General features: G+C 35.0%; 22 protein-coding genes and 1 pseudogene. 6 read left to right on the top strand and 17 right to left on the bottom strand.

All coding sequences use genetic code 11. From position 1 onward, the window contains the following. The first annotated feature begins 4 nt into the window (after positions 1-4). Positions 5-1,291: a sensor histidine kinase gene (locus D0S48_RS10195; protein WP_151111517.1), complete on the top strand. Its 1,287-nt coding sequence runs from the start codon at positions 5-7 to the stop codon at positions 1,289-1,291. Between the two features lie 83 nt (positions 1,292-1,374). Next, complete coding sequence (locus D0S48_RS20615) at positions 1,375-1,524, top strand: YfhD family protein (RefSeq protein WP_186318162.1); 150 nt, start codon at positions 1,375-1,377, stop codon at positions 1,522-1,524. Between the two features lie 81 nt (positions 1,525-1,605). Here the strand turns inward: D0S48_RS20615 and D0S48_RS10200 are convergent, their stop codons facing one another. From D0S48_RS10200 to D0S48_RS10225, 9 genes and pseudogenes are all read right to left on the bottom strand, one after another. Beyond that, positions 1,606-2,703, bottom strand: a complete 1,098-nt coding sequence (locus D0S48_RS10200) for a Ger(x)C family spore germination protein (protein ID WP_151111519.1) — start codon at positions 2,701-2,703, stop codon at positions 1,606-1,608. After that, a pseudogene (locus D0S48_RS10205) lies at positions 2,700-3,770 on the bottom strand (GerAB/ArcD/ProY family transporter). The gene D0S48_RS10200 and the pseudogene D0S48_RS10205 overlap by 4 nt, the downstream one beginning before the upstream one ends. 30 nt (positions 3,771-3,800) lie before the next feature. Further along, positions 3,801-4,880, bottom strand: a complete 1,080-nt coding sequence (locus D0S48_RS10210) for a spore germination protein (RefSeq protein ID WP_255475355.1) — start codon at positions 4,878-4,880, stop codon at positions 3,801-3,803. 17 nt (positions 4,881-4,897) lie between these two features. After that, positions 4,898-5,254 (bottom strand): hypothetical protein, encoded by a 357-nt coding sequence (locus D0S48_RS20950; RefSeq protein WP_225321599.1) that lies wholly within the window; start codon positions 5,252-5,254, stop codon positions 4,898-4,900. 181 nt (positions 5,255-5,435) lie between these two features. Beyond that, positions 5,436-5,852: a pyridoxamine 5'-phosphate oxidase family protein gene (locus D0S48_RS10215; protein WP_151111521.1), complete on the bottom strand. Its 417-nt coding sequence runs from the start codon at positions 5,850-5,852 to the stop codon at positions 5,436-5,438. A gap of 70 nt (positions 5,853-5,922) precedes the next feature. Next, complete coding sequence (locus D0S48_RS10220; RefSeq protein ID WP_151111524.1) at positions 5,923-6,795, bottom strand: patatin-like phospholipase family protein; 873 nt, start codon at positions 6,793-6,795, stop codon at positions 5,923-5,925. 320 nt (positions 6,796-7,115) lie between these two features. Continuing rightward, complete coding sequence (locus D0S48_RS20620; RefSeq protein ID WP_186318161.1) at positions 7,116-7,280, bottom strand: hypothetical protein; 165 nt, start codon at positions 7,278-7,280, stop codon at positions 7,116-7,118. A gap of 215 nt (positions 7,281-7,495) precedes the next feature. Beyond that, positions 7,496-7,636, bottom strand: coding sequence for a hypothetical protein (locus D0S48_RS20625; RefSeq protein ID WP_154311721.1), 141 nt, complete (start codon positions 7,634-7,636; stop codon positions 7,496-7,498). 23 nt (positions 7,637-7,659) lie between these two features. Next, complete coding sequence (locus D0S48_RS10225) at positions 7,660-8,385, bottom strand: gamma-glutamyl-gamma-aminobutyrate hydrolase family protein (RefSeq protein ID WP_144538521.1); 726 nt, start codon at positions 8,383-8,385, stop codon at positions 7,660-7,662. A 149-nt stretch (positions 8,386-8,534) separates the two neighbouring features. On the opposite strand from D0S48_RS10225, the gene D0S48_RS10230 reads away from it, so the two are divergent. After that, a complete protein-coding gene (locus tag D0S48_RS10230) occupies positions 8,535-9,407 on the top strand; it encodes an SDR family oxidoreductase (protein WP_144538520.1) in 873 nt (290 codons plus the stop codon). Positions 9,408-9,581: 174 nt separating this feature from the next. Here D0S48_RS10230 and D0S48_RS10235 read toward each other — a convergent pair whose 3' ends face one another. The 8 genes from D0S48_RS10235 to D0S48_RS10270 form a co-directional block, all read right to left on the bottom strand. Continuing rightward, positions 9,582-10,976: a SpoVR family protein gene (locus D0S48_RS10235; protein WP_151111525.1), complete on the bottom strand. Its 1,395-nt coding sequence runs from the start codon at positions 10,974-10,976 to the stop codon at positions 9,582-9,584. Further along, entirely contained in the window at positions 10,976-12,127 is a 1,152-nt protein-coding gene (gene yhbH / locus D0S48_RS10240; protein WP_144538518.1) for a sporulation protein YhbH, read from the bottom strand. The genes D0S48_RS10235 and yhbH overlap by 1 nt, the downstream gene beginning before the upstream one ends. Positions 12,128-12,235: 108 nt before the next feature. Beyond that, positions 12,236-14,131: a PrkA family serine protein kinase gene (locus D0S48_RS10245; RefSeq protein ID WP_144538517.1), complete on the bottom strand. Its 1,896-nt coding sequence runs from the start codon at positions 14,129-14,131 to the stop codon at positions 12,236-12,238. A gap of 111 nt (positions 14,132-14,242) precedes the next feature. After that, on the bottom strand, positions 14,243-15,142 hold the full coding sequence (locus D0S48_RS10250; RefSeq protein WP_191697034.1) for an NAD-dependent epimerase/dehydratase family protein: 900 nt from the start codon (positions 15,140-15,142) through the stop codon (positions 14,243-14,245). 36 nt (positions 15,143-15,178) lie between these two features. After that, a complete protein-coding gene (locus tag D0S48_RS10255) occupies positions 15,179-16,126 on the bottom strand; it encodes an NAD-dependent epimerase/dehydratase family protein (RefSeq protein WP_144538515.1) in 948 nt (315 codons plus the stop codon). Between the two features lie 149 nt (positions 16,127-16,275). Then, positions 16,276-16,914 (bottom strand): hypothetical protein, encoded by a 639-nt coding sequence (locus D0S48_RS10260; RefSeq protein ID WP_151111527.1) that lies wholly within the window; start codon positions 16,912-16,914, stop codon positions 16,276-16,278. Then, on the bottom strand, positions 16,898-18,151 hold the full coding sequence (locus tag D0S48_RS10265) for a glycosyltransferase family 4 protein (RefSeq protein WP_151111529.1): 1,254 nt from the start codon (positions 18,149-18,151) through the stop codon (positions 16,898-16,900). Before D0S48_RS10265 ends, D0S48_RS10260 begins: the two co-directional genes overlap by 17 nt. An 86-nt stretch (positions 18,152-18,237) precedes the next feature. After that, positions 18,238-18,597, bottom strand: a complete 360-nt coding sequence (locus tag D0S48_RS10270) for a DUF4183 domain-containing protein (protein WP_144538512.1) — start codon at positions 18,595-18,597, stop codon at positions 18,238-18,240. 170 nt (positions 18,598-18,767) lie between these two features. Between D0S48_RS10270 and D0S48_RS10275 the strand changes: the two genes are divergently transcribed. The 3 genes from D0S48_RS10275 to D0S48_RS10285 all read left to right on the top strand — a co-directional run bounded on the left by D0S48_RS10275 (position 18,768) and on the right by D0S48_RS10285 (position 21,043). Continuing rightward, the gene (locus tag D0S48_RS10275) at positions 18,768-19,142 is read left to right on the top strand and encodes a DUF4183 domain-containing protein (RefSeq protein ID WP_225215984.1); all 375 of its coding nucleotides are present in this window, start codon (positions 18,768-18,770) and stop codon (positions 19,140-19,142) included. Positions 19,143-19,410: 268 nt separating this feature from the next. Beyond that, positions 19,411-20,040 (top strand): DUF1796 family putative cysteine peptidase, encoded by a 630-nt coding sequence (locus D0S48_RS10280; protein WP_144538510.1) that lies wholly within the window; start codon positions 19,411-19,413, stop codon positions 20,038-20,040. Between the two features lie 40 nt (positions 20,041-20,080). Continuing rightward, on the top strand, positions 20,081-21,043 hold the full coding sequence (locus D0S48_RS10285; protein WP_151111533.1) for a polysaccharide biosynthesis protein: 963 nt from the start codon (positions 20,081-20,083) through the stop codon (positions 21,041-21,043). Positions 21,044-21,145: the final 102 nt, after the last annotated feature.

The following is a 21,145-nucleotide window of genomic DNA, read 5'->3' on the forward strand; positions in this document are numbered from 1 at the left end:
TGCTATGGAGCTGACTTTACACTTTTTATTCAATTTATCTCTTTTAATAGTATTACTTTTTTTTAGTTTAATATGGACCGAGAACACGAAAAAGGTACAATCCGCAGGAATATTTTATTGTTTCTCTAGTCTCTTAATTTGTTATGGATTTAGTTATCCCTTAACAGATCACATATTATTAAATTTAAGAAATATTCCCTTTGTAATTGGTTCTCTTTATATTGGCATAAGTCCTTATCTGGGCTTAGTAGCAATTATTATTCGAGCTTTTTTCGGAATAGATCTAGGTTTTTGGATAACGGTATCATTCTATGCTATCTTCTCTTTAATGTTTTGGAAATTACATCCTTGGTTTTTAGAGAAAAGTAGAAAACAGCGTATTTTAATTGCTATAGGGTTTATGTACATTGTCGGAATTTACCAAATTCTCCCTTTAAACTTTGCTTTAGAAGGGTATCCAATACTTGATGTGAATCTTGCTTTTTTATTGATACAGCCTTTAGGAGTTGGCATGATTGCCTATTTTTTAGAGGAGTTTGATAAATTTATCATTTATAGACAACAACTTATTACTATTGAAAGACAAGAGGTCGTTGAAAAGATGGGTGCTGCTATTTCTCATGAAATAAGGAACCCATTAACTGCTGCTAGTGGCTTCGTACAACTTTTACATAGTGACTCTCTTTCCCCTGAAAGTAGATTGCAATACTTGGCAATTGTAAGGAGTGAGCTTAAATCAGCTGAACGAGTCATTCAAGATTATCTTACTATCCCTAAGATGAAAGCAGACGGCGAAGATACAATTTATATAAATGATGCCTTAAATAATGTTATTCAAATGCTCATCCCCTCAGCCCAAAAAAATTCGATTGAAATCATTGCAAATTTTTCGAATGAATCTATCGTAATCGGTGATAGCCAAAAATTTCATCAATGCCTAGTAAATATTATGAAAAATGGTATAGAGTCGATGCCTTATGGAGGAACTTTAACAGTGGAAACTGATGCCACAGCTACAAACGTTATAATAACTATCCAAGATACGGGAACAGGTATGACGGAAGAACAACTAGACCGTTTAGGTGAACCTTATTACTCTACAAAGGGCGACCAAGGAACAGGTCTTGGAACAATGGTTGTTTTTAGCGTTATCCGGTCAATGAATGGGAATATACATGTAGATTCTAGCCTTGGTGAAGGTACAACCTTTGAACTTGTCTTTAGGTCTTCTCTGGCCGAAGATTGCTTAAGTATAAACGAGATTAAAAAAAGTAATATGGTGCACAATTAATTGTTCTATATTTCCATGTGTAGAACCACGCTAGCTACTACATCTTAAGGAAGAAAGAATTTCCTTAGAAAGGAGCTACACCTATGGGAAGAGACGATAAAAAGGGAAGCAGCAATAACACTGGATCTTTACCTCAAACACCAAAAAACATGAAAATTAAGCCTAAAGATGTTCAAGAAGAGTTTGCCCGTGAATTTGCAGAACTAAGCCGTTCCTCTAAAAAGAAAAAATAATTTTCAATAGGTAGAGGAGGACGACAGAACATAAATTCTGTACAGGTCCTCCCTCTTTTTTATTTTAAACCGAGTACCTAATTAATTTAGAATACCAGTACTCAGAATAGACACATCAACTTTAATATCCCACTTCATTTTACTGATAGTTTCACGTGTAAGCTCCGTATCCCACTTTCCTCGATGATGTCTACGTACATTTTCCGTCAGTCCAATTGGATCTACTTGTAATTGCTTCAATTCCATTAACAAGGTGTTTATTTTATCTTCCAGCTCCTTCTCCACTTCTTTTTCTAATCGTTGAATGCTGTCAGGATGTTTAAAGCTTTCTTCTTTCCCTTTAAATTCTGTCATCGTCCCTTCTACGTTAAGTAGAATTTTTAGCCTTGGTGATTTTAAACTTTTATTACTTATGATTTTCACGTTATTATCAATAAAATCAAGCAATAACCTATCTCCCTCATTTGTTGTTAGGTTAATGGGTGCTAGCTTTCTCTTGCCCTGTATAGCTTGAATAAACAATGCTTCACCTGGAGTTAATATGGTCATCATACTTTTATCTTTAAATAAAGCAACACCGTTTAACTCAACTTTTTTCTTTTTCATTTCAATTACTGGAATAATTGGGTCAAAGTTCGGATTAGTTTGCGTATATATAAAGTCATGAATATTTGTATTTGGATTAAATGCTAAGTTTACGCTAGGTTGAAGGAGGTCGCTTACGTAGTTAATGGTACTTGCCTTATCAGGATAATCTTGTCGTAGTAATTCCTCAGCGCTGCCTTTTACGATTGCCATTAATATCTCGTTTCCTATTTCTGTATTTCGATATAAATGCTTTATCACTTCCTCAACTCTTCCACTAGTTGCAAATTCCTCACTAAACAGAATTACTCTCAGTTGATTTAAAACAACTTTCTTCTCCGTCTCCTTTTCAATATTCACCATGCCATCTGTCACTAAATCAGTTGAAGTACTATAAATTTGCGTTTTTTGATTTGCATTCTTGGATTTTTGAGGAATTGCCGCAGTAAGCTTAAAGGTTGTGTCACTTTCAAAGTCAAAAGCTAGTATTCCAACCATATCAATACCTTCGATTGGTACTTTTTTTTCCCTCAAATTGCACCCCGCAAGGATAACCATAACTATTAGTAAGATTGAAATTTTTTTCCTAGTCATGATTGCACCTGCTTTTTCTTAATAAAATAAATTCCAATTAAAATTATGGGCCATAGCAACAGTGCATAACCAACCCTATAACTTACGATAAAAACTTTTTCCAAATTTTCATGAGAGAGCGGTAGCGAAAGAATAACAAAAATGATGACTCCTATTATATAAATATGAGAGCTTTTTCTTTTAGATATAATGGAATTTACTCCTTTCATAGCTGCCCATATATAACCTGTAACTGTTGAAATAACTAAAAATACCCATAAAGTAATTCCGAAAATATCTATTCTTTCTAAAAAAGAAAAGCCACCTGCTTTAAATAAATGTAGTACCGAATATTGTATATTCCTTAATTGCCATTCTGAGAAATACATTACACTTACCAAAGTCGTCAAGAAACAAAGAAATACAGTTATCCAAATACCTATTAATGCATGCTTATATGCTTTTCGTTTAGATATTATATAAGGGAAAAATATTAATATAACCTCATAGCCCGCTATACTATTGTATCCTCGGTCAAACGCTATAAAAAATTCACTCCAACTATGATTAAAGATAGGAAATACATGGCTTATATCACCCTTTTCTATAGACCATTTCAGGAAATAGATTATTGGTAGAGTAATAAAAAAAGCCATTATACAGAATCTGGCAATATTTATTATTCCACCATTTACGATGTATAACACTAATAGCAACAATAAAATAAGCGGTATAGTTGTTGTTTACTCTTGCAGAGCTGTACTTTGTATCAATTGGACATAATTACTTACTTTTGCAGTCGGAAGTAAAATTAATTGAATAACTATAAATACATTTATAAACTTTCCTAGGTTTTTCCCTAAAATTTCTTCATTTATTTCAAACAAGTTCTTTGATTGGTATTTGGAGCAAATCCAAATCATCGGCCATATAGAAATACTCGCAATTATTCCAAAAAAGATTGGCATTAATGTCTGGCTGTATCCAAGTATACTCAATCTTTCAGGCAGTGAAAGCGCTCCTGTGCCAAACATAATACTTTGTACTAAAAAAATGACATGGTAGCCCTTTAGCGTTTCTTTATTCACACTTAAGTTGCTCTCACCAACCTATATACTTTATTTATTTTCACTAGAGATTCCACTTTTCTTCTTTAAATACGCTGTTGGAAAGCGTACAACACTATCTTTCAAATCAGAAATTTTTCTAGGTATTACCGTTGACATAAAAGGTGTTCCAAGAGAATTTACTCTTAATAAATGAGCAATGAGCCACGCAAATGCCAGCATTTGACCATATAAACCAAACATGCCCGCTGCAAGAATAAAAATATAACGTATAAACCTGCTCGTATTACTCATATGAAAAACAGGCGGCAGGAAGGATAGTAGTGCAGAGGTTGCAACTATTACGATTAAAATATTACTTACGAGTCCTGCTTCAACAGCTGCAGTCCCAATAACAATCCCACCAACAATCCCTATCGTTTGTCCAATTTTTGCAGGCATCCTAGCTCCTGCCTCTCTTAATACCTCTATAATTAATTCAATAAATAAAACCTCAAATAGTGGAGAAAAAGGTACCTTCATCCTAGATTCCTGTAAATTAAGTAAGAGCTCATAAGGAAGCACCTCCTGATGGAAAGTTAAGGAGGAAACATATGATGGAGTAATCATTATCGTTAAGAAAAAACCAAAAAACCGTAGTAGTCTCATTAAACTCGCAGATGGCCAGCGATTATAGTAATCCTCCATAGTGATAAATAGTTCTAAAAAAGAGGTCGGACATACTAGAGCAGATTGACTGTTATCCATTAAAATAACTATTCTTCCATCCGCTAAATAATGCGAAATAGTGTCTGGTTTTATCGTCATATAATATTGGGGAAATGGGGAATATGGATTGTCTTCAATCAATTGCATGAGAATGGAAATATCCAAGAATGTAGGATAATCAATCTTGTCCAAACGATTTTTTAAATTTTTTAGTTTCTTTTTTTCCACCAAATCATCAATATATAAGAGAGCAATTTTAGTATTGGTGACGTTGCCTATTATTAGTTCTTCATCTTTGAGCATGGAATTTTGTATTCTTCTTTTTACAAGTGAAAGATTTGTTTCCAATGATTCTGTAAAAACATCCTGTGGACCAATGAATGTACTTTCCATCTCAGAAATAGAAACATCTCGAGTGTTCACACTGTAAGTGTCCATACTCAATAATCGATTTGTTTCATGGAAGTCAATAGAGTTTCTCCGATTGAAAGCCTATTTGTAATGTCAGCTATATTAAAAGGATTTACGCTTTCTGCAACTTGGTGTATTTGATGGATGTAATTTGCTATAGGAATCATGACCATCATTTCTAAGGTCATTTTTTCTGTTAAGGAGTTTGGATAGATTAGTGTTACAACTCCTTCACTTGTCGGTACTTTTTTATAAATAATATCATTATTTTCTCGTGTAACTTTTTTATAATATTGAATATTTTTTTCTACTAGATCTCCCTTTGATGCTCCGCGATTCGTAAAATAAGCAAGCAGACTCTTCTTTACTAATATCATTTTTTTCATAAGAATCACTTGCCTTTCCTATAGATTTGATTAGTTTGTCCATTTATTTATTATGTATTCAAACAAACCTTGTCGATAAGAAAAGTACAAGCGACTTCATTTAGTTGGTAATTGTTGTAGAATTTCTTCCAAAATGCAAAAAAACACTCAAGACCTTTTTGGTCTTGAGCGTTTCTAGTGTTTAAAATTTAACTACCTCTGGCTCTTTGCCTTTTGAATTCATGACGCGTACTTGCGTTGGTACAATCTTTAGGATGACTAAGTCTGGATCCTCTGGGCCTTCAAACCAGCCTTTTAATGCATCATTCCAAACTTTTTCTTTCATAGACTCGTCATCCGATACTTCTACTTTACCTTCAATTTCTAAAAATGAATCACCAAGTCCATTTCCATCATATCCTAAAAGGATATGTGTATATGGGTTTTGTTCAATATCTTCTACTTTATGAGTTTTTTTACTAGTGGCTGTGTAGAGGATGAAATCATCATTAAAAAAGGTCATATAACGAGAATGTGGTTTATTTTGTTGCACAGTGGCCATTGTTCCTATCATATTATCGTTTAGAATTTTCAGTGCTTGTTCTTTAGCATTTGTCATTTTTAAATCCCCTCACTTTTATGTTTATTAGTATTATTCCTTCACATGATAATATTAAACATTTATCACATTACCATGTTTTTAAAAATTGTGTTGAGGACGCTCTACCCTTTTGTAATAAGCTTAATTTGGAATCATAATCTAAGTCGAATTGGGTAGCACTATATTCATCGGCTGGTATAAAAATAATATTCTTTTCAATTTTCCTCGATATATACCTTGTATCATGCGCATCTTTCATCGTTGTAAATAAGCCTTCAAATAGGTCTAGCCCATTTTTTATTTGCTTTGGTTGTGGTTCCTCAATGTTTGCACTAAGTCGGATGCCTAATACCGGTCTCTCTCTTAACCCATTATCAAATATCCACATTGGAAAATTACTTAACACGCCCCCATCCACAACTACGACGTCACCAAGGCCTGTTTGTAATTTTATTGGCTCAAAGAAAAAGGGAATTCCACAGCTCATACGCAAGGCTCTACTTACTAAAAAGGTATCAGGCTCTATGCCATAATTTTTTAAATCATCAGGAAGAATAATCATCTTTCCATTTGTTAAATCGGAGGCAACTAACTTTAAGGAACCTTTAGGTAAATCTCCAAACGTATAAATACCTTTAACAGCCAATTTTTCTAGAAACCAATCCTCCAATGCCTTTCCCTGGTATAGACCCAAACCCCAATACAAATTGAGCCATTTCATAAAAGGAAGAGGTATCACTCTCCTACGTTGGTCTAAGAGCTTTTGAAAATTTTGTTCCATCATAAGCTTTTCCATCTCTCTGCCATTATATCCGGCGGCTATCAAGCAGGCTAAAATAGCACCAGCACTTGTTCCAGCGACTCTTTTAAATCGATACCCCTTCTCCTCCAACACCTGGTAAGCACCTACTAATCCAATTCCTTTCATACCCCCGCCTGAGAATACTCCATCTATATACATACACAACCCTTTCTTTTCTAAAATGTTGTTATATCACTCTAAGAAAGAGGAAGGATGATTAGAACAATAATCGACAAATATATTGTCTATGTATGGATTTTTCCAAAGTGCTTAAGTTTAAAATAACACTTTTCTTGGGATGGCTTTGAACAAAACTGTGATGACCTTACAATGACCTCTACGTGTGCATTGTGATGTCTTATCTGTCTCACTGTTCCCGCCAGCCTGCTGCAACAATCAACAAAAATAAATGTTCATGTTTGTATACTTTTTTATTCTTCAAAGAGCCAGCAGATATCCTCTACTGGCTCTAAAAATTATTATTTTAATTTTGGACTAGCGTATTCTTGTTGTTTGCCATTATTTTTTCTTTTCGCAGCTTCATTTTGGCCGACCACACCTAAATCTTTCGGACTAATATCATAACCATAACCGTATTCTTCACGATCTAAAGTGTTTTCCTTCTTTTTCTTTTTATCCGTCATGAGACTTCACCTCCTGAAGAATAACTTGTACTATTTTGTATTATTTATGCTAAAAAAGCACAAACATCTCTTTCTGCTTTGACAAGCAATAAGGAAGCTCCTGCCACTATTTCTTATTTATTTCAGTAAATTTTGGATACTCCACTTTTGCACAAATATAAAAAAGTCAGCTTGAAACAGTATGTATTTTACCGTTCAAACTGACTCTTCCTTTACTATTTCTTTTCAGTTTCTTTCTTTTCCCCTGGCTTAGTAATATCTTTCTTATCCGCATTGTCTTTATCGGTTTCTTTAAAGTCATCTGGATTTAAATTTGAATTATATTGAATATCATTTTCTTTCTTATCTTTTCCCATATAAGGCACCTCCTAATTAGTGACTATGCTCGTTCTTTATTTTTTCTTTCAATAGCCGCTTCGATAAACTTAGCAAATAATTTTTTGGATGGTTCATCTCCAATGAGAGCAAACTCTTCTGGATGCCATTGAAAACCATAGATAAATGTGTGGTTCTCACTCTCTACTGCCTCCACTATGCCGTCGGGTGCAGTAGCAACGACCTTTAAGCCATCCCCTACTCTGTTTACCCCTTGATGGTGAAAAGAGTTAACCTTAAATTCTTCCTCCTGAAACATTTGAAAAACTTTACTTTTCTTATCTAACTTTACAGGGTGGGATCTATGAGTTCTTATAGCGTTTTGTCTATGCAGGAATGAATATTCCTCCCTTTGATCATGTATTGATTGATGTAAAGAACCACCCATCACAACGTTTAGCATATGCAGACCCCTACATGTTCCTATATATGGCTTGTCCAATTCTAGAATTTTTTGTACAAGTGCAAATTCCATCTCATCTAATTGTGGAGTTATTCGTTGTAATGTGGGATGTGGTAATTCACCATAATATGCCGGGTCAATATCTTCTCCGCCTGTAATAATTAGCCCATCTATTTGTTGACATAGCTGATTCATATCCTTGTCAGGTATTAATGGTATTAGTAAAGGAACTCCTCCTGCTTGTAAAACTGTATCTGAATAAACTGAAGATAAGTAATAACTTTTATCATCTTTAACTTCAGCTGTAATCCCTATTATTGGTTTCATATTAAACTCTCCGCTCTTTATAATTTGACGCCTTATATTAATACCCTAATCTTAGAGTATACAAACTACTCATCCCTTTTTATTTTCACGTTTGTTTTTAAATTCTTTGGGGAATATATTTACTAGACAGCGTTAAAGGAGGACTTACAATGAGTAATAAATACGAAAAAATTGAAAATGAAATTTCTGGACAAACTCAGGATCGTCAACCAGGTTTTGAAAATGAGATGAATCCTAAACCTATCTTTGATGATGAAAATTATAAGGGATCTGAAAAGCTTAAAGGAAAAACTGCTTTAATTACTGGTGGAGATAGCGGTATTGGTAAAGCGGTTGCTATTGCATTTGCAAAAGAAGGAGCAAACGTAGCTATTGCATATTTAGATGAGCATGAGGATGCAAAAGAGACTGTGAAGCTAATTGAAAACTATGGCGTGAAGGCGCTAAGTATTGCTACAGATATCAGCGATGATGAAAACTGCGAGAAATTAGTAGAACAGGTTATTGGAGAATTTGGCCAATTAAATATTTTAGTAAATAATGCAGGGAAACAGTTCCCTACAAAAAATTTCTTAGAGATTACTCCTGATCAGCTACAGGAGACATTCTCTACCAACATATACTCTATGTTCTATTTAACACAGGCCGCTCTCCCTCATATGTCTAAGGGAGACACAATTGTAAATACATCTTCCGTCACAGCTTACAGAGGTGCGCCTGAGCTAATCGATTATTCAGCAACCAAGGGAGCTATTACTTCATTTACACGTTCTTTAGCACTAAACTTAGTAGAAAAAGGAATTCGCGTAAATGCAGTTGCACCTGGTCCAATTTGGACTCCACTAATTCCGGCAACTTTTGATGCTGAAACAGTAGAGAAGCATGGTGATAGCAACCCTACTGGCAGACGAGGACAACCAGCAGAAAATGCACCTGCTTATGTATTCTTAGCTTCCAATGATTCAAGCTATATTACAGGGCAGACAATTCACGTAGATGGTGGAGATTTTGTAGGTTCATAAAACTCCAATTAGTAAAGAGCAGGGACTGTGAGTATTCACAGTCCCTTTTATGAGCCATTTTCACCTTTTTTGGGGCGGTTTCCAGCTATTTAGGTGCACTTTTCTACCTTTTAGGGGCGTCCCCCCCCTTGTTTAAAAAGCTTTACTTCCTTTTATGAAACCTTTTTAATTTTATTACATTAGACTCCTTGAAATCTTTTTACCATCATAAGTATAAAAGACAGGCTTTTTATCCATGTACGTTTCCATATGAATAGAGCGCCCCCAAAGATGATAAATGTACGGAAGTACATGCTCCAAATAATGTGCATCAAGTTCCGTTCCTTCATAATTATGTTTTAGATGTAGTTCTCCATTTCTTGAGTAGTCACCATTTTCCACTACTATATATGGATAACTTCCATTTTCCCGGATAGCTATAATTTCATCTCTAACATTCTCATAATCCTTATCTGTGATTTCATAGTTCCCATTTTTCTTTTCAAAAAGATAAAGATCCTCCTGCTTAACCAATTCCTTCGTAAGGTAATTTCGTATAAAAGAAATATCAGATTCAATTTCCCTTACCTCAAATATTTTTTCTCTTCCCTGTCCGGCAAGGATACCATGCTTTCTCATTTCTTCTGTTGGGGAATCATATCTTCTCTCTATATCTTCAAAGATTTTAAGTCCTAAATAATAAGGATTAATAGATGTTTTAGAAGGTTGAACCACATTTGCATTTAACTTAGCGAATTCAATTGTTTCATCTGAGGTTAAATCCATTTCTCTTATAATCCGCTGATGCCAAAAAGTTGCCCATCCCTCATTCATAATTTTAGTTTCTAGCTGTGGCCAAAAATAAAGCATTTCTTCTCTCATCATGGTTAAAATATCCCTTTGCCAATCTTCTAATTCTCTACTATATTGCTCTATAAAAAGTAGTAAATCCTTTTCAGGGCGCGGAGGAAACTTTTTTCGATAAGGAAGAATAAGCTTAGGATTATCCTTCTTATCTATATTCCACAAATCATCATATTCACTCTTTTTAACTTCCTCTGTTTCTTCTTGTTCTAAATCGTAGCTTGGTAGCTTAGGACGCACAATAGATGGATCAATATGTTCCTGAATCGCAAGGACAGCATCTAAAAAGCTTTCTACCTCCTCTTTTCCATGAATCATTTCATAGTGGGCAATTCTCTCAGCAGTAGCAGTCATGCTTTCGACCATGTCCCGTCTTGTATTGGAAAAGCGGACGTTATGTTTGAAAAAGTCACAATGGGCAAGCACATGAGCAATGATTAGCTTATTCTGTATTAAACTATTTGTATCCAACAAAAATGCATAGCAGGGATTAGAATTAATTACTAATTCATAGATTTGGCTTAACCCAAAATCATATTGCATTTTCATTTTATGAAATTGTTTACCAAAGCTCCAATGAGCAAATCGAGTTGGCATCCCGTATGCTCCGAATGTATAAATGATATCTGCGGGACATATTTCGTATCTCATCGGAAATGTATCCAAACCAAAACCAGTTGCAATTTCAGTAATTTCAGCAATTGCATATTGAAGTTTTGTGTCCATCACTTAACTCCCTTTTTAAAAATACTTTTCAATGCTTCGTAGACATCTTTATTGTCTTTAATCACGTAGTGACGGAACTTGGAATTATCTATTGTTTTATAGGTATTCATCAATGATGAGTATCTGCTATGCTCATTTACTTCCCCATAGCCAAAAATTTGTGAAACACTCATCAATTCGTTAACTAGCTTTAGACATTTTTCATTATCACTTGTCATATTCTCACCATCCGAGAAATGAACAGGATATATATTAAATCGTGAAGGAGGGTACTTTTCCTTGATAAGCTCAAGTGCTTTTTTGTAAGCAGAGGAACAAATAGTGCCCCCACTTTCTCCTTTTGTAAAAAATGCTTCCTCAGAAACGACCTTTGCCTCCGTATGATGAGCGATAAATTCAATTTCTACTGCTTCGTATTTAGAACGTAAAAATCTCGTCATCCAAAAGAAGAAGCTACGTGCACAATACTTTTCGAATGCTCCCATAGAACCACTTGTATCCATCATAGCAAGAACCACTGCTTTAGATTCATGCTTAACTACTTCATCCCATGTTTTAAATCGTAGATCATCTTGATGTATAGGAGCAATGGAAGCTTCTCCTTTTAATGCATTCCTTTTGATGGCTGTTATAAGTGTTCTTTTTTTATCAATATTACCCATTAATCCTTTTTTGCGTATATCATTAAACTCGATATGGTCTGTGAGAATTTCAGCTTTTTCTTTATCTTCCAGGCTAGGCAGCTCCATATCACTAAAAAGGGCATTTTCTATTTCTTCCATACTAACTGTCTCATAGTAATCCTGACCTGCTTTGTCCCCCGCCTTCTTACCATTGCCGGAAGCATTACCTTCTCCTGGACCTTTCGCTACAACATCACCGACTTTACTGTCACCCTTACCTTGACCCACATGCTTAGAAGTATCATAGTTATATCTAATCTTATATTCATCCAACGATCTAATCGGAATTTTAATAACGTCTCGTCCATTTGACATGATAATACTCTCGTCACTTATTAAATCTGGGAGATTATTTTTTATTGCTTCCTTCACTTTTTCTGCATGACGTTGCTGATCTTGATGTCCTTTACGATGTAGCGACCAGTTTTCCTGTGAAATAACAAATTGATTTTTTTCTTTTTCATCCATCCTTAACACCTACCTATATTTTTTTATCATATGCCGGTGCGACAGAGTTATTGCCAAAGTATAAAAAAAACAAGACCAATGAAACATATTAGTCTTGTGTTTATGATGTTATCGATTAAGAAGACTTCCTACATAGCGTAATAATTCATTTGCTGATATGGAGTTATAGCCATGCTCATCAATTAACCTAGCAACTACTTCATTTATCTTTTTCAAATGAGCTTCATCAGGTGTTTTAGTAGAGGTAGTAATTTTCACTACGTCTTTTAAATCTGCAAACAGCTTCTTTTGAATAGCTTCTCTCAACCGTTCATGAGAGTTATACTCAAAACGTTTGCCTTTCCTCGCATATGCGGAAAGCCTGATTAAGATTTCTTCTCGGAAGCCTTTTTTAGCGTTTTCAGAAATACCAATTTGTTCCTCAATAGAACGCATTAATTTTTCATCTGGATTCATTTCTTCTCCAGTTAGAGGATCTCTCATCTTATTTTTATTGCAAAATGCTTCTACGTTGTCTAAATAGTTATTCATCATCGTAATAGCAGACTCTTCATATGAATAAACAAATGCTTTTTGGACCTCATTTTTAGCGATTTCGTCATATTCCTTCCGAGCAATTGCAATATAATTTAAATACTTTTCTCTGTCCTCATCTGAAATAGAGGCGTGCTGATCAAGGCCCTCTTTAAGTGCTCGTAATACATCTAATGCATTAATAGACGGTACCTCTTTACGAATAATGGCAGAGGATATTCTATTAATCACGTATCTTGGGTCAATTCCATGCATACCTTCACTCGAGGATTCCTTCTTCATTTCTTCCACATCTATTTCATTGAAGCCTTCTATATTTTCTCCATCATATAATTTCATTTTCTTTACGATATCTACACCCTGTTTTTTAGGATCCTCTAGTCTAGTTAGAATAGAGAAAATTGCAGCCGCTCTTAATGCATGAGGTGCAATATGCACATGAGCCATATCGCTTTCATGAATCATTTTTTCGTATATACGTTCTTCTTGGCTAACCTTCAGATTGTACGGAATAGGCATTACTATAATACGAGAATGCAGGGCTTCATTTTTTTTATTGGATATAAAAGATCGATACTCCGTTTCATTCGTATGGGCAACGATAAGTTCGTCAGCGCTAATCAACGCGAATCGACCAGCCTTAAAATTACCTTCTTGCGTTAAAGAAAGTAAATGCCACAAGAACTTCTCATCCAACTTTAGCATTTCTTGAAATTCCATCATTCCTCGATTGGCTTTGTTTAGTTCTCCATCAAATCGATAAGCACGTGGATCTGACTCTGAACCAAATTCTGCTATCGTTGAAAAATCTATACTGCCTGTTAAATCTGCAATGTCCTGTGACTTAGGATCAGAAGGAGTGAAAGTGCCAATACCTACTCTCTTATCTTCTGAAAAGAAAATTCTTTCTACTAAAACATCTTCTACTCTTCCGCCATACTCCTGCTCCAAGCGCATAGAGTTAAGGGGCGATAAGCTTCCTTCTATACGAATACCAAACTCTTCGAAAAAGTCCTCCCGTAGATGTGAAGGAATTAAATGAAGCGGATCCTCATGCATTGGACAGCCTTTAATAGCATAAACTGCTCCTGCATCCGTTCTAGAATACTGCTCAAAACCTCTCTTCAACAAAGTTACAATCGTCGACTTGCCACCACTTACTGGACCCATCAACAGCAAAATTCTCTTTCTAACATCTAATCGCTTCGCTGCTGGATGGAAATACTCTTCTATGAGACGCTCTAATGCTTCATCAAGACCAAACATTTCATTTTCAAAAAAGTGATATCTTTTCTTTCCGTTCTTATTCGAACTCCCAGCACTTTTAATCATACTATATACTCGTGCATGTGCTGTTTGAGCTACCTCTGGTCGTTCTTTTACAATGTCTAAAAATTCACTGAATGTACCTTCCCATTTCAGATCATTTTCTGCTTCCCGGTAATTTCTCACTTTGTTTAAAATGTCCATGTTTCCCTCCATTCAGGGCTTAGTTTATACATTGTATGAAAAGATTATATAAATGATACACGTTTATAAGGGTTCCTTTTGCTTGGAAAATTAATAGCCAACCCAACCAAGCTACTTTAATAATTCTCGATGATAGTTAAGGATGTCCTCCATCGAATTTTCAAATGGAATACTAGGATTCCATCCTATGTCTAAAAGCGCCTTAGGTTCAACCGCTTGTATTTTTTCTGGAATATTCTCTACAGCATTGACGTCCAATGGCACGTTAGAAAGGGCCATTAAACAATCAGTAATATCCTTTACAAACCTTGGCCTTCCAGAGGAAATATCATAAACCTCTCCTGACTGGCCATATTGTAATATTTTCTCATACGCAAGAACTGCATCTCTTACATCAATGAAGTCTCTCTGAGCGTATAAATTATTTACTGTAATGCTTCCCGCTCCTTTAAGTATCTCCAGTTCAGCCACCTGCTTTGCCAGTATGGAGCACACTCCATTAGATACTCCTGGTCCTATTAAATTGGAGGGCTTGGCAATAATAATGTTCATATCAAAAAGTGCTTCCCATGATTGGGCTATTAGTACTTGAAGCGATTTGCTTAGGCTATAAGGGTGAGAAAGAGAGGATATATTACTTAAATCAAATTGAAGAGCTGATCCTACTACAATTGCTTTGCAAGGGGGACTATATTGTCGGAGTGCTTCCATTAAAAAAGCAGTAGATAGAGCATTTGCTTCAAGAGAAGCAATTGGGTCTAACCAAGATTCTTGCACATGATTTTGCCCAGCTAGATGCAGTAAATAGTTTGGTTGCACTCTTTGAATCAATTTATTAACTTCATATTTGTTTGTTAAATCACATTGCTCAACCAAAATGTTTTCTTCGTTTACGTAAGTCTTTATGCTTCTTGAAACAGCTATCACATCATAACCATTTCTTTTAAAATGTTGGCAAGCATGACTTCCCGTAAAACCAGTGGCACCTGTTATCATTATTTTCTGTTTCATAGTCACTTAACATTCCGCTCAACTTCAAAAAATGGATTACTCATACTTTTCCATCTCCTTTAAAGTGTCTTCTGTTTGAGAGACAAAAGCACGGATTTCTTCTAATCCATCCTCTATCGTATAATGAGGTTGCCAATTTAATATATCAGCAGCCTTTTTGTTACATAGACAGCTGTGCTTAATATCTCCTTCTCTTGGGGGAGTGAATACTTTTTTGACACTTACATCAAATTTGTTGGATAAAAGCTTTAGTATTTCATTAATAGAAGTCTTCTGTGAGGTACTAACTTGGAGAGTTTGTTGGTCACCGCTATTCATTGCCGCAAGATTAGCTGCTACAACATCCTTTACATAGATAAAGTCTCTCGTCTGTTGACCATCCCCGTGAACATTTAAACTTTCTCCTTTTTTTATACGGTCAAGAAATACAGATACAACCCCTCCTTCTCCCTTCGGTATTTGCCTAGGACCATATACATTCGCGTATCTTAAAATAGTGTATGATTGTCTATAAAGCTCATAATAAAGTCTTATGTAAGACTCCGCAGTGAGCTTGGACAAACCATAATAAGAAGAAGGAATCGTTACATCGGCTTCAGAAATAAGCGCATTGTGTGAATTACCATAAACAGCCGAAGTACTAGCAAATATAAACTTTCTTACCTTGGCATTTCTTGCTGCTTCCAATAAATTAATGGTACCAATAATATTGACATCAGCATCATAATTGGGATGCTGTACAGATCTTCCAATATCCGCCTGCGCTGCTAAATGAAATATTGCCTCTGGTTTCACTTGTAGAATAATTCGTCTTGCTTCTTCACTTCGAATATCTACTACATACATATGGGCTTCTGGGTTAACTTGATGTAGCTGACCTGATACTAAATTGTCTAAAACATGAACTTCTATCCCTCGAGAAATAAGCTCATCAACAAGATGGGATCCAATAAAGCCTGCACCACCTGTTACAATTACTTTCAAAATTTGTCCTCCTTAAGATTTTCCTTATCATATGCCGCAAAATAGTATCGTTCATGGACATATTCCCAAAGAAATCGATGAATGAAGGAAAAGGGTAGCTTGGGTATTCCATTCATCGACAAAAGAGGATTTTGAATTAGATAAATTAGTTAAAATTGGGGCTTCATTAGAATAGAGTTATGGTTACTATGAGAGAGTTTAGAAATTAGACTATCTGTATTTTTACTAGGTATACTATACGATTCTGGTATATTTTTAATTATTTGTTCCCAAATCTGATTATCTACAAAAACTTTAGAGGTTTTATATGATTGAGGGAAAAGTTTATCGTAATAATCACTACTCATGGGTGTCATAACTTTCTCAAACAAAGAGGTAGGAATAATATAATCTTCTCTTATATTCTCCATAATCTTTTTCCAAACTTCCCCTTCTACAAATAGGTAAGGCGTAGAAGGAGGATCATGGAAGAAATTATTGTAGTAGTCGGAACTCATAGTTGATAGCAAGTGAAGAGATTGTTCATTGGGAATTATATAACCACTCGGCATTGAATCTTGAATTTTATTCCAAACCGTTTCAGATACCAAAATATGCTCTTTCGACTTCTGTAATGGGAAAAGACGATCGTATTTTCGACTAGTGGCAAAAACATTTTCTTCTATTTCTACCTTGTCTTCTTTAAGATGTTCGATCTTTGAAGGAAAAATTGATTTCCAAACTCTTTGACAAAAATCCCTACCTTTTACTAACCACGACAATATCCAAAGTTTAATTTGTTGAAACATCTGTGACATCCTCAACACCGTTCTTCCTCATGGATATTGCTTCATTATAAACATTTAATAGATCTTTGATCCCCTGTTCAATTGACCAATGTGTCATTCCCCATTTTTTTGCATTAGACCCTAAATTTTTTCTGAGCTGCTCATCCGATAAAAGCAAGTCAAGATTCTCAGTCAATAGATCAGGATTTGCTGGAGGAATTAATAAACCAGTAACTTTATGTTCTATCATTTCATTTATTCCACCAACATCACTTACAATGGATGCTCTCCCAGCAATTTGGGCTTCTATAAGAGATAAAGGTTGGTTTTCTAATAAGGTTGGCAGAACAAATATATCTGATTTCCCTAAAAGATACGGGACATCATCTCGTTTTCCTAAAAAAACAACATAGTCCTCTAATCCAAATACCTTGCTTTTAACTCTTAACTTAGATTCATCATCTCCAACTCCCGCTATCCAACATACCCAATCCTGACGTTTCTTTTTAAGTTTCCCTAATGCCGTGATGAGATGCTGTACTCCTTTTAAATCTGTTAATCTACCTGTATAAATAATAACTTTTTTATTTTTAGCAGCAGGAACACTAGACTTCACCTTCATTTGCTTAATGAAATTTTCAGTATCAAAACCATAATGAAGTACTTTTACTTGTTCATCTGGTACATTAAATTCGTTTACCAAAATATGCTTTAACCAGTTATTTGCAACAATTGTTACTTCCGGAGAAGTTGCTCCCTCTTCTTCTAAAGCATCATAATAAGTTCTAGCCATGTAGGCATTTGGAGTCTTATGAATGGTAGTCAACTGATGGTGAATTTCATGTGCTACTGAGCCGTGTAGAGTCGCAACCAGCGGAACATGATCTGGACGAATCCGATTTATACAAGCACTAGAAATAACATCCTGCGTGTGAATTATGTCATATTTCTCTAACCCAAAATACGCCACTCCCAATTCAAACACATACCTTTGGAACTCTGTATATTCAATAAGCTTGTTTTCGTATAATTCCGGAAAATTTTGCTGATTAATCTTAGCCTGTAGCAAAGGTAGCAACTTGTCTCTCGAAACAATCTTATTTTGATTATAAAGACAAATATTTATATTATTTTCGTCGTAGCCGATTATGTCCACCTCATGGCCATTTGACTCTAGCTTATTTTTCAACTGCACCATGTAATTCCACACTCCGCCTAAATGTGGAACAGGCCAGTACGTCGCTAACAGTATTTTCAATGTATACATCCCCCTATTTTAACCACTTATTCTAATTTATTTTTCCACCATGTAAGAGATTGGGCGCATTTAACTTTTTTTAGCATTTATATTTTTATCATCTGCAATATGATAGGACAACCTGTTAATGGAACATCTTCAGTCAATAACGTTATTTTTCCCTGTGTAATTTCATAATTTGCTTTAGGCTGTAAAATTCCATTTATAAATAAATTCATGTAGGAAACTGTAGAAGGATCAGGTATTTTTTGAACTCCATATTCCAACATTGCATCATTCTCTGAGTAAATCCTTTTACTTCCATCTGACAAGACAAAAAATTCATAAGTATTAACTTCCTTAGGGCTAAAAACCTCTCTTTCTGCTTTGTTGACAGACACAGGAAATAATAACGGACGCGAGTGTCTCTCAATGGATTTTCGTGGTATATATGGCTGGTTATTCATTATATCCCCCATCATACAGATAAATTTATATGCCATATTGTATCCATAAGTAAATCATTATGTGTACACATAAGGTCTTTATTCCTATTTTCAAAAAAGTACATGTCCCTGTTTAACATGAATTCCTTTGGACACATATGTTGTTAAAGAAGTTCAAAGGAGGAAAATACTTGTCATTAAAAATAATTAAACTTGCTATTGGCCCAAAACAAAGTGTTTCAGCTTCACCGATGGTAACGCGGCTTTTTCATGAAGTTCCTGAGATCATAACGGATGTCAGTACCCATAAGATTGATACATCTATGTTTTTAGATGATCGTGGAGAGGTTGCTCAAAATTTACCTTTACTCAATTTAAATAATAGCTACTTTAATGTATATATAAATGGTGTACTTCAGATGGATGACAATTTTGCCTATACTGCTGGAGAAGATGGAGTAGGCTCTTTATTAATTTCTCTACCAGAGGATGCTGAAATTCCTAAAGGGACGCCAATTATTATGGAAATCATTAACTTCGCTCCTGAAATTAATACACCAGAATGATATAAATAAAAGAAGGCTCGTGAATTATTCACGAGCCTTCTTTTATTTTGTCTATTTAAATGAAGCGCTATTAAACATGGACTCGCTCCAGTAAAGAAATAAGTAAAACTTTTTGGAAACCATTTTCTCTATTAAATATTTAAAAAAGGTAGGAATCAGCCCCTGTTCTCTTTTCATTTGCTGCATCTAATACAAATAGGAATGAAAAGTATGGTTATTATGCTTTCTGCTCATTCTTAAACCTTTAAAAATATAAGGAGGTGAAATTATGGAACTATCGAAGCTAAAAGGGGGCTACGATGCAGTTTTCAGTTTAGGAGATTTATGCTTAGCATCTATTCAGTTAAAAAAACATAATCTGAGACCCTTCTCTGGTGTCCTTGATTGGATGGCGAGTCCTACTTTATCAACAGTAAATGAACTTTTAGAAAATCGATTCATTGGATTCATGGATTACGATAACTTACGTGTTATAGGCTATGCTGACTCTAATATTTGTGTGTCAGATGATGCCTACAACCTAGTTTCTAACCATGATTTTAGTAGAGAAAAAAATACCCTAGAATTTTTAGGATCATATCTAGAAGTGATGGAGAAATACGAAAGAAGAATCCAAAGGTTTCTTCATCAAATGCAGACAGCTAAACGTATACTTTTCGTTAGAACAGAAGGAACTTTAGAGGATGCAGCATCACTTCAAAATACTTTATCTGAAATGGTCAAACACGATTTTAATGTATTACTAATTAATCATACTCCAGTCAAATGGATGGTCGAAAAACACTGTCCTTTAGAAAAAGTCTGCATGATGGAATTTCCAAATGAAGATATTTGGGAAGGGAATGGAGAACTGTGGAAAGAGGTATTAAGTGATATTTATTTAACAAAAAGTAAATGACATATCAAAACAAAATAAAATTAATTCAGGAGGAAATGCAGTGTTTACAAATTCAACGATACTGATAACCGGGGGGACAGGCTCATGGGGTATTGAGTTAACTGATCAGCTACTACCTTTTAACCCGAAGAAGATTATTATTCTCTCAAGAAATGAGGATAAGCAAGTTACCTTACGTAGAAGCCTTGATGATTCAAGAATACATTTTTTCCTTGGTGATATAAGGGACAGAGAGGCATTAAATCACGCTTGCCAGCAAGTTGACTATGTTTTTCACTTAGCTGCCTTAAAGCATGTTACTGTATGTGAGGAAAACCCTTTAGAAGCTTTTAAAACAAATGTATTAGGTACTTACAATGTTATCGAGGCGTCTATTGCCAACAAGGTGAAAAAAGTGATTTATGTATCGACCGATAAAGCAGCTGATCCAGCAAATACTTACGGAATGACTAAAGCACTTGGTGAAAAATTAATTATTCATGCTAATAACACTTCATCAACTACTAGATTCATGTGCCTTAGAGGTGGAAATGTATTAGGAAGCAGCGGGAGCGTAGTTCCTTTATTTATAAAACAATTACAAGAAGATAACCAGATTCTTATCACAGACAAAGCTATGACAAGGTACTTCGTTACACCTCAATATGCCATTAAAACTCTACTACAGGCAGCTGAGTTAGGTAATGGAGGAGAGATTTTTGTCATGAAAATGGGTGCATGTAAAATCCTCGACCTAGCAGAGGTACTTATTGAGTTTTACCAAAAGAAAGATGTAAGTCTAATAGAAATAGGTGCTAGAAGAGGAGAGAAAATTCACGAAGCTCTAATAGCTGAAAATGAGAGACCATTAGCGAGCATCTTTAACAATAACTTAATCCTTATATCTAATACAGGTTCTAATAATGACCAAGCTATACCTGACGTGCTACTAGATACTAATAACATAATCATGACTAAGGAAGAAATAAAACAAATGCTTATAGAAGGCAATTTCTTATCATAAGCAAATAAAAATACCTACTACAAAATTAGATTATAACTAAAATCCAACTTTATCTGATCAACTCAAGAGACAAGATCAAATAAAAGTTGGCTTTTAGTTATT

This window comes from Psychrobacillus sp. AK 1817, from assembly GCF_008807035.1.
Lineage (GTDB): Bacteria > Bacillota > Bacilli > Bacillales_A > Planococcaceae > Psychrobacillus > Psychrobacillus faecigallinarum.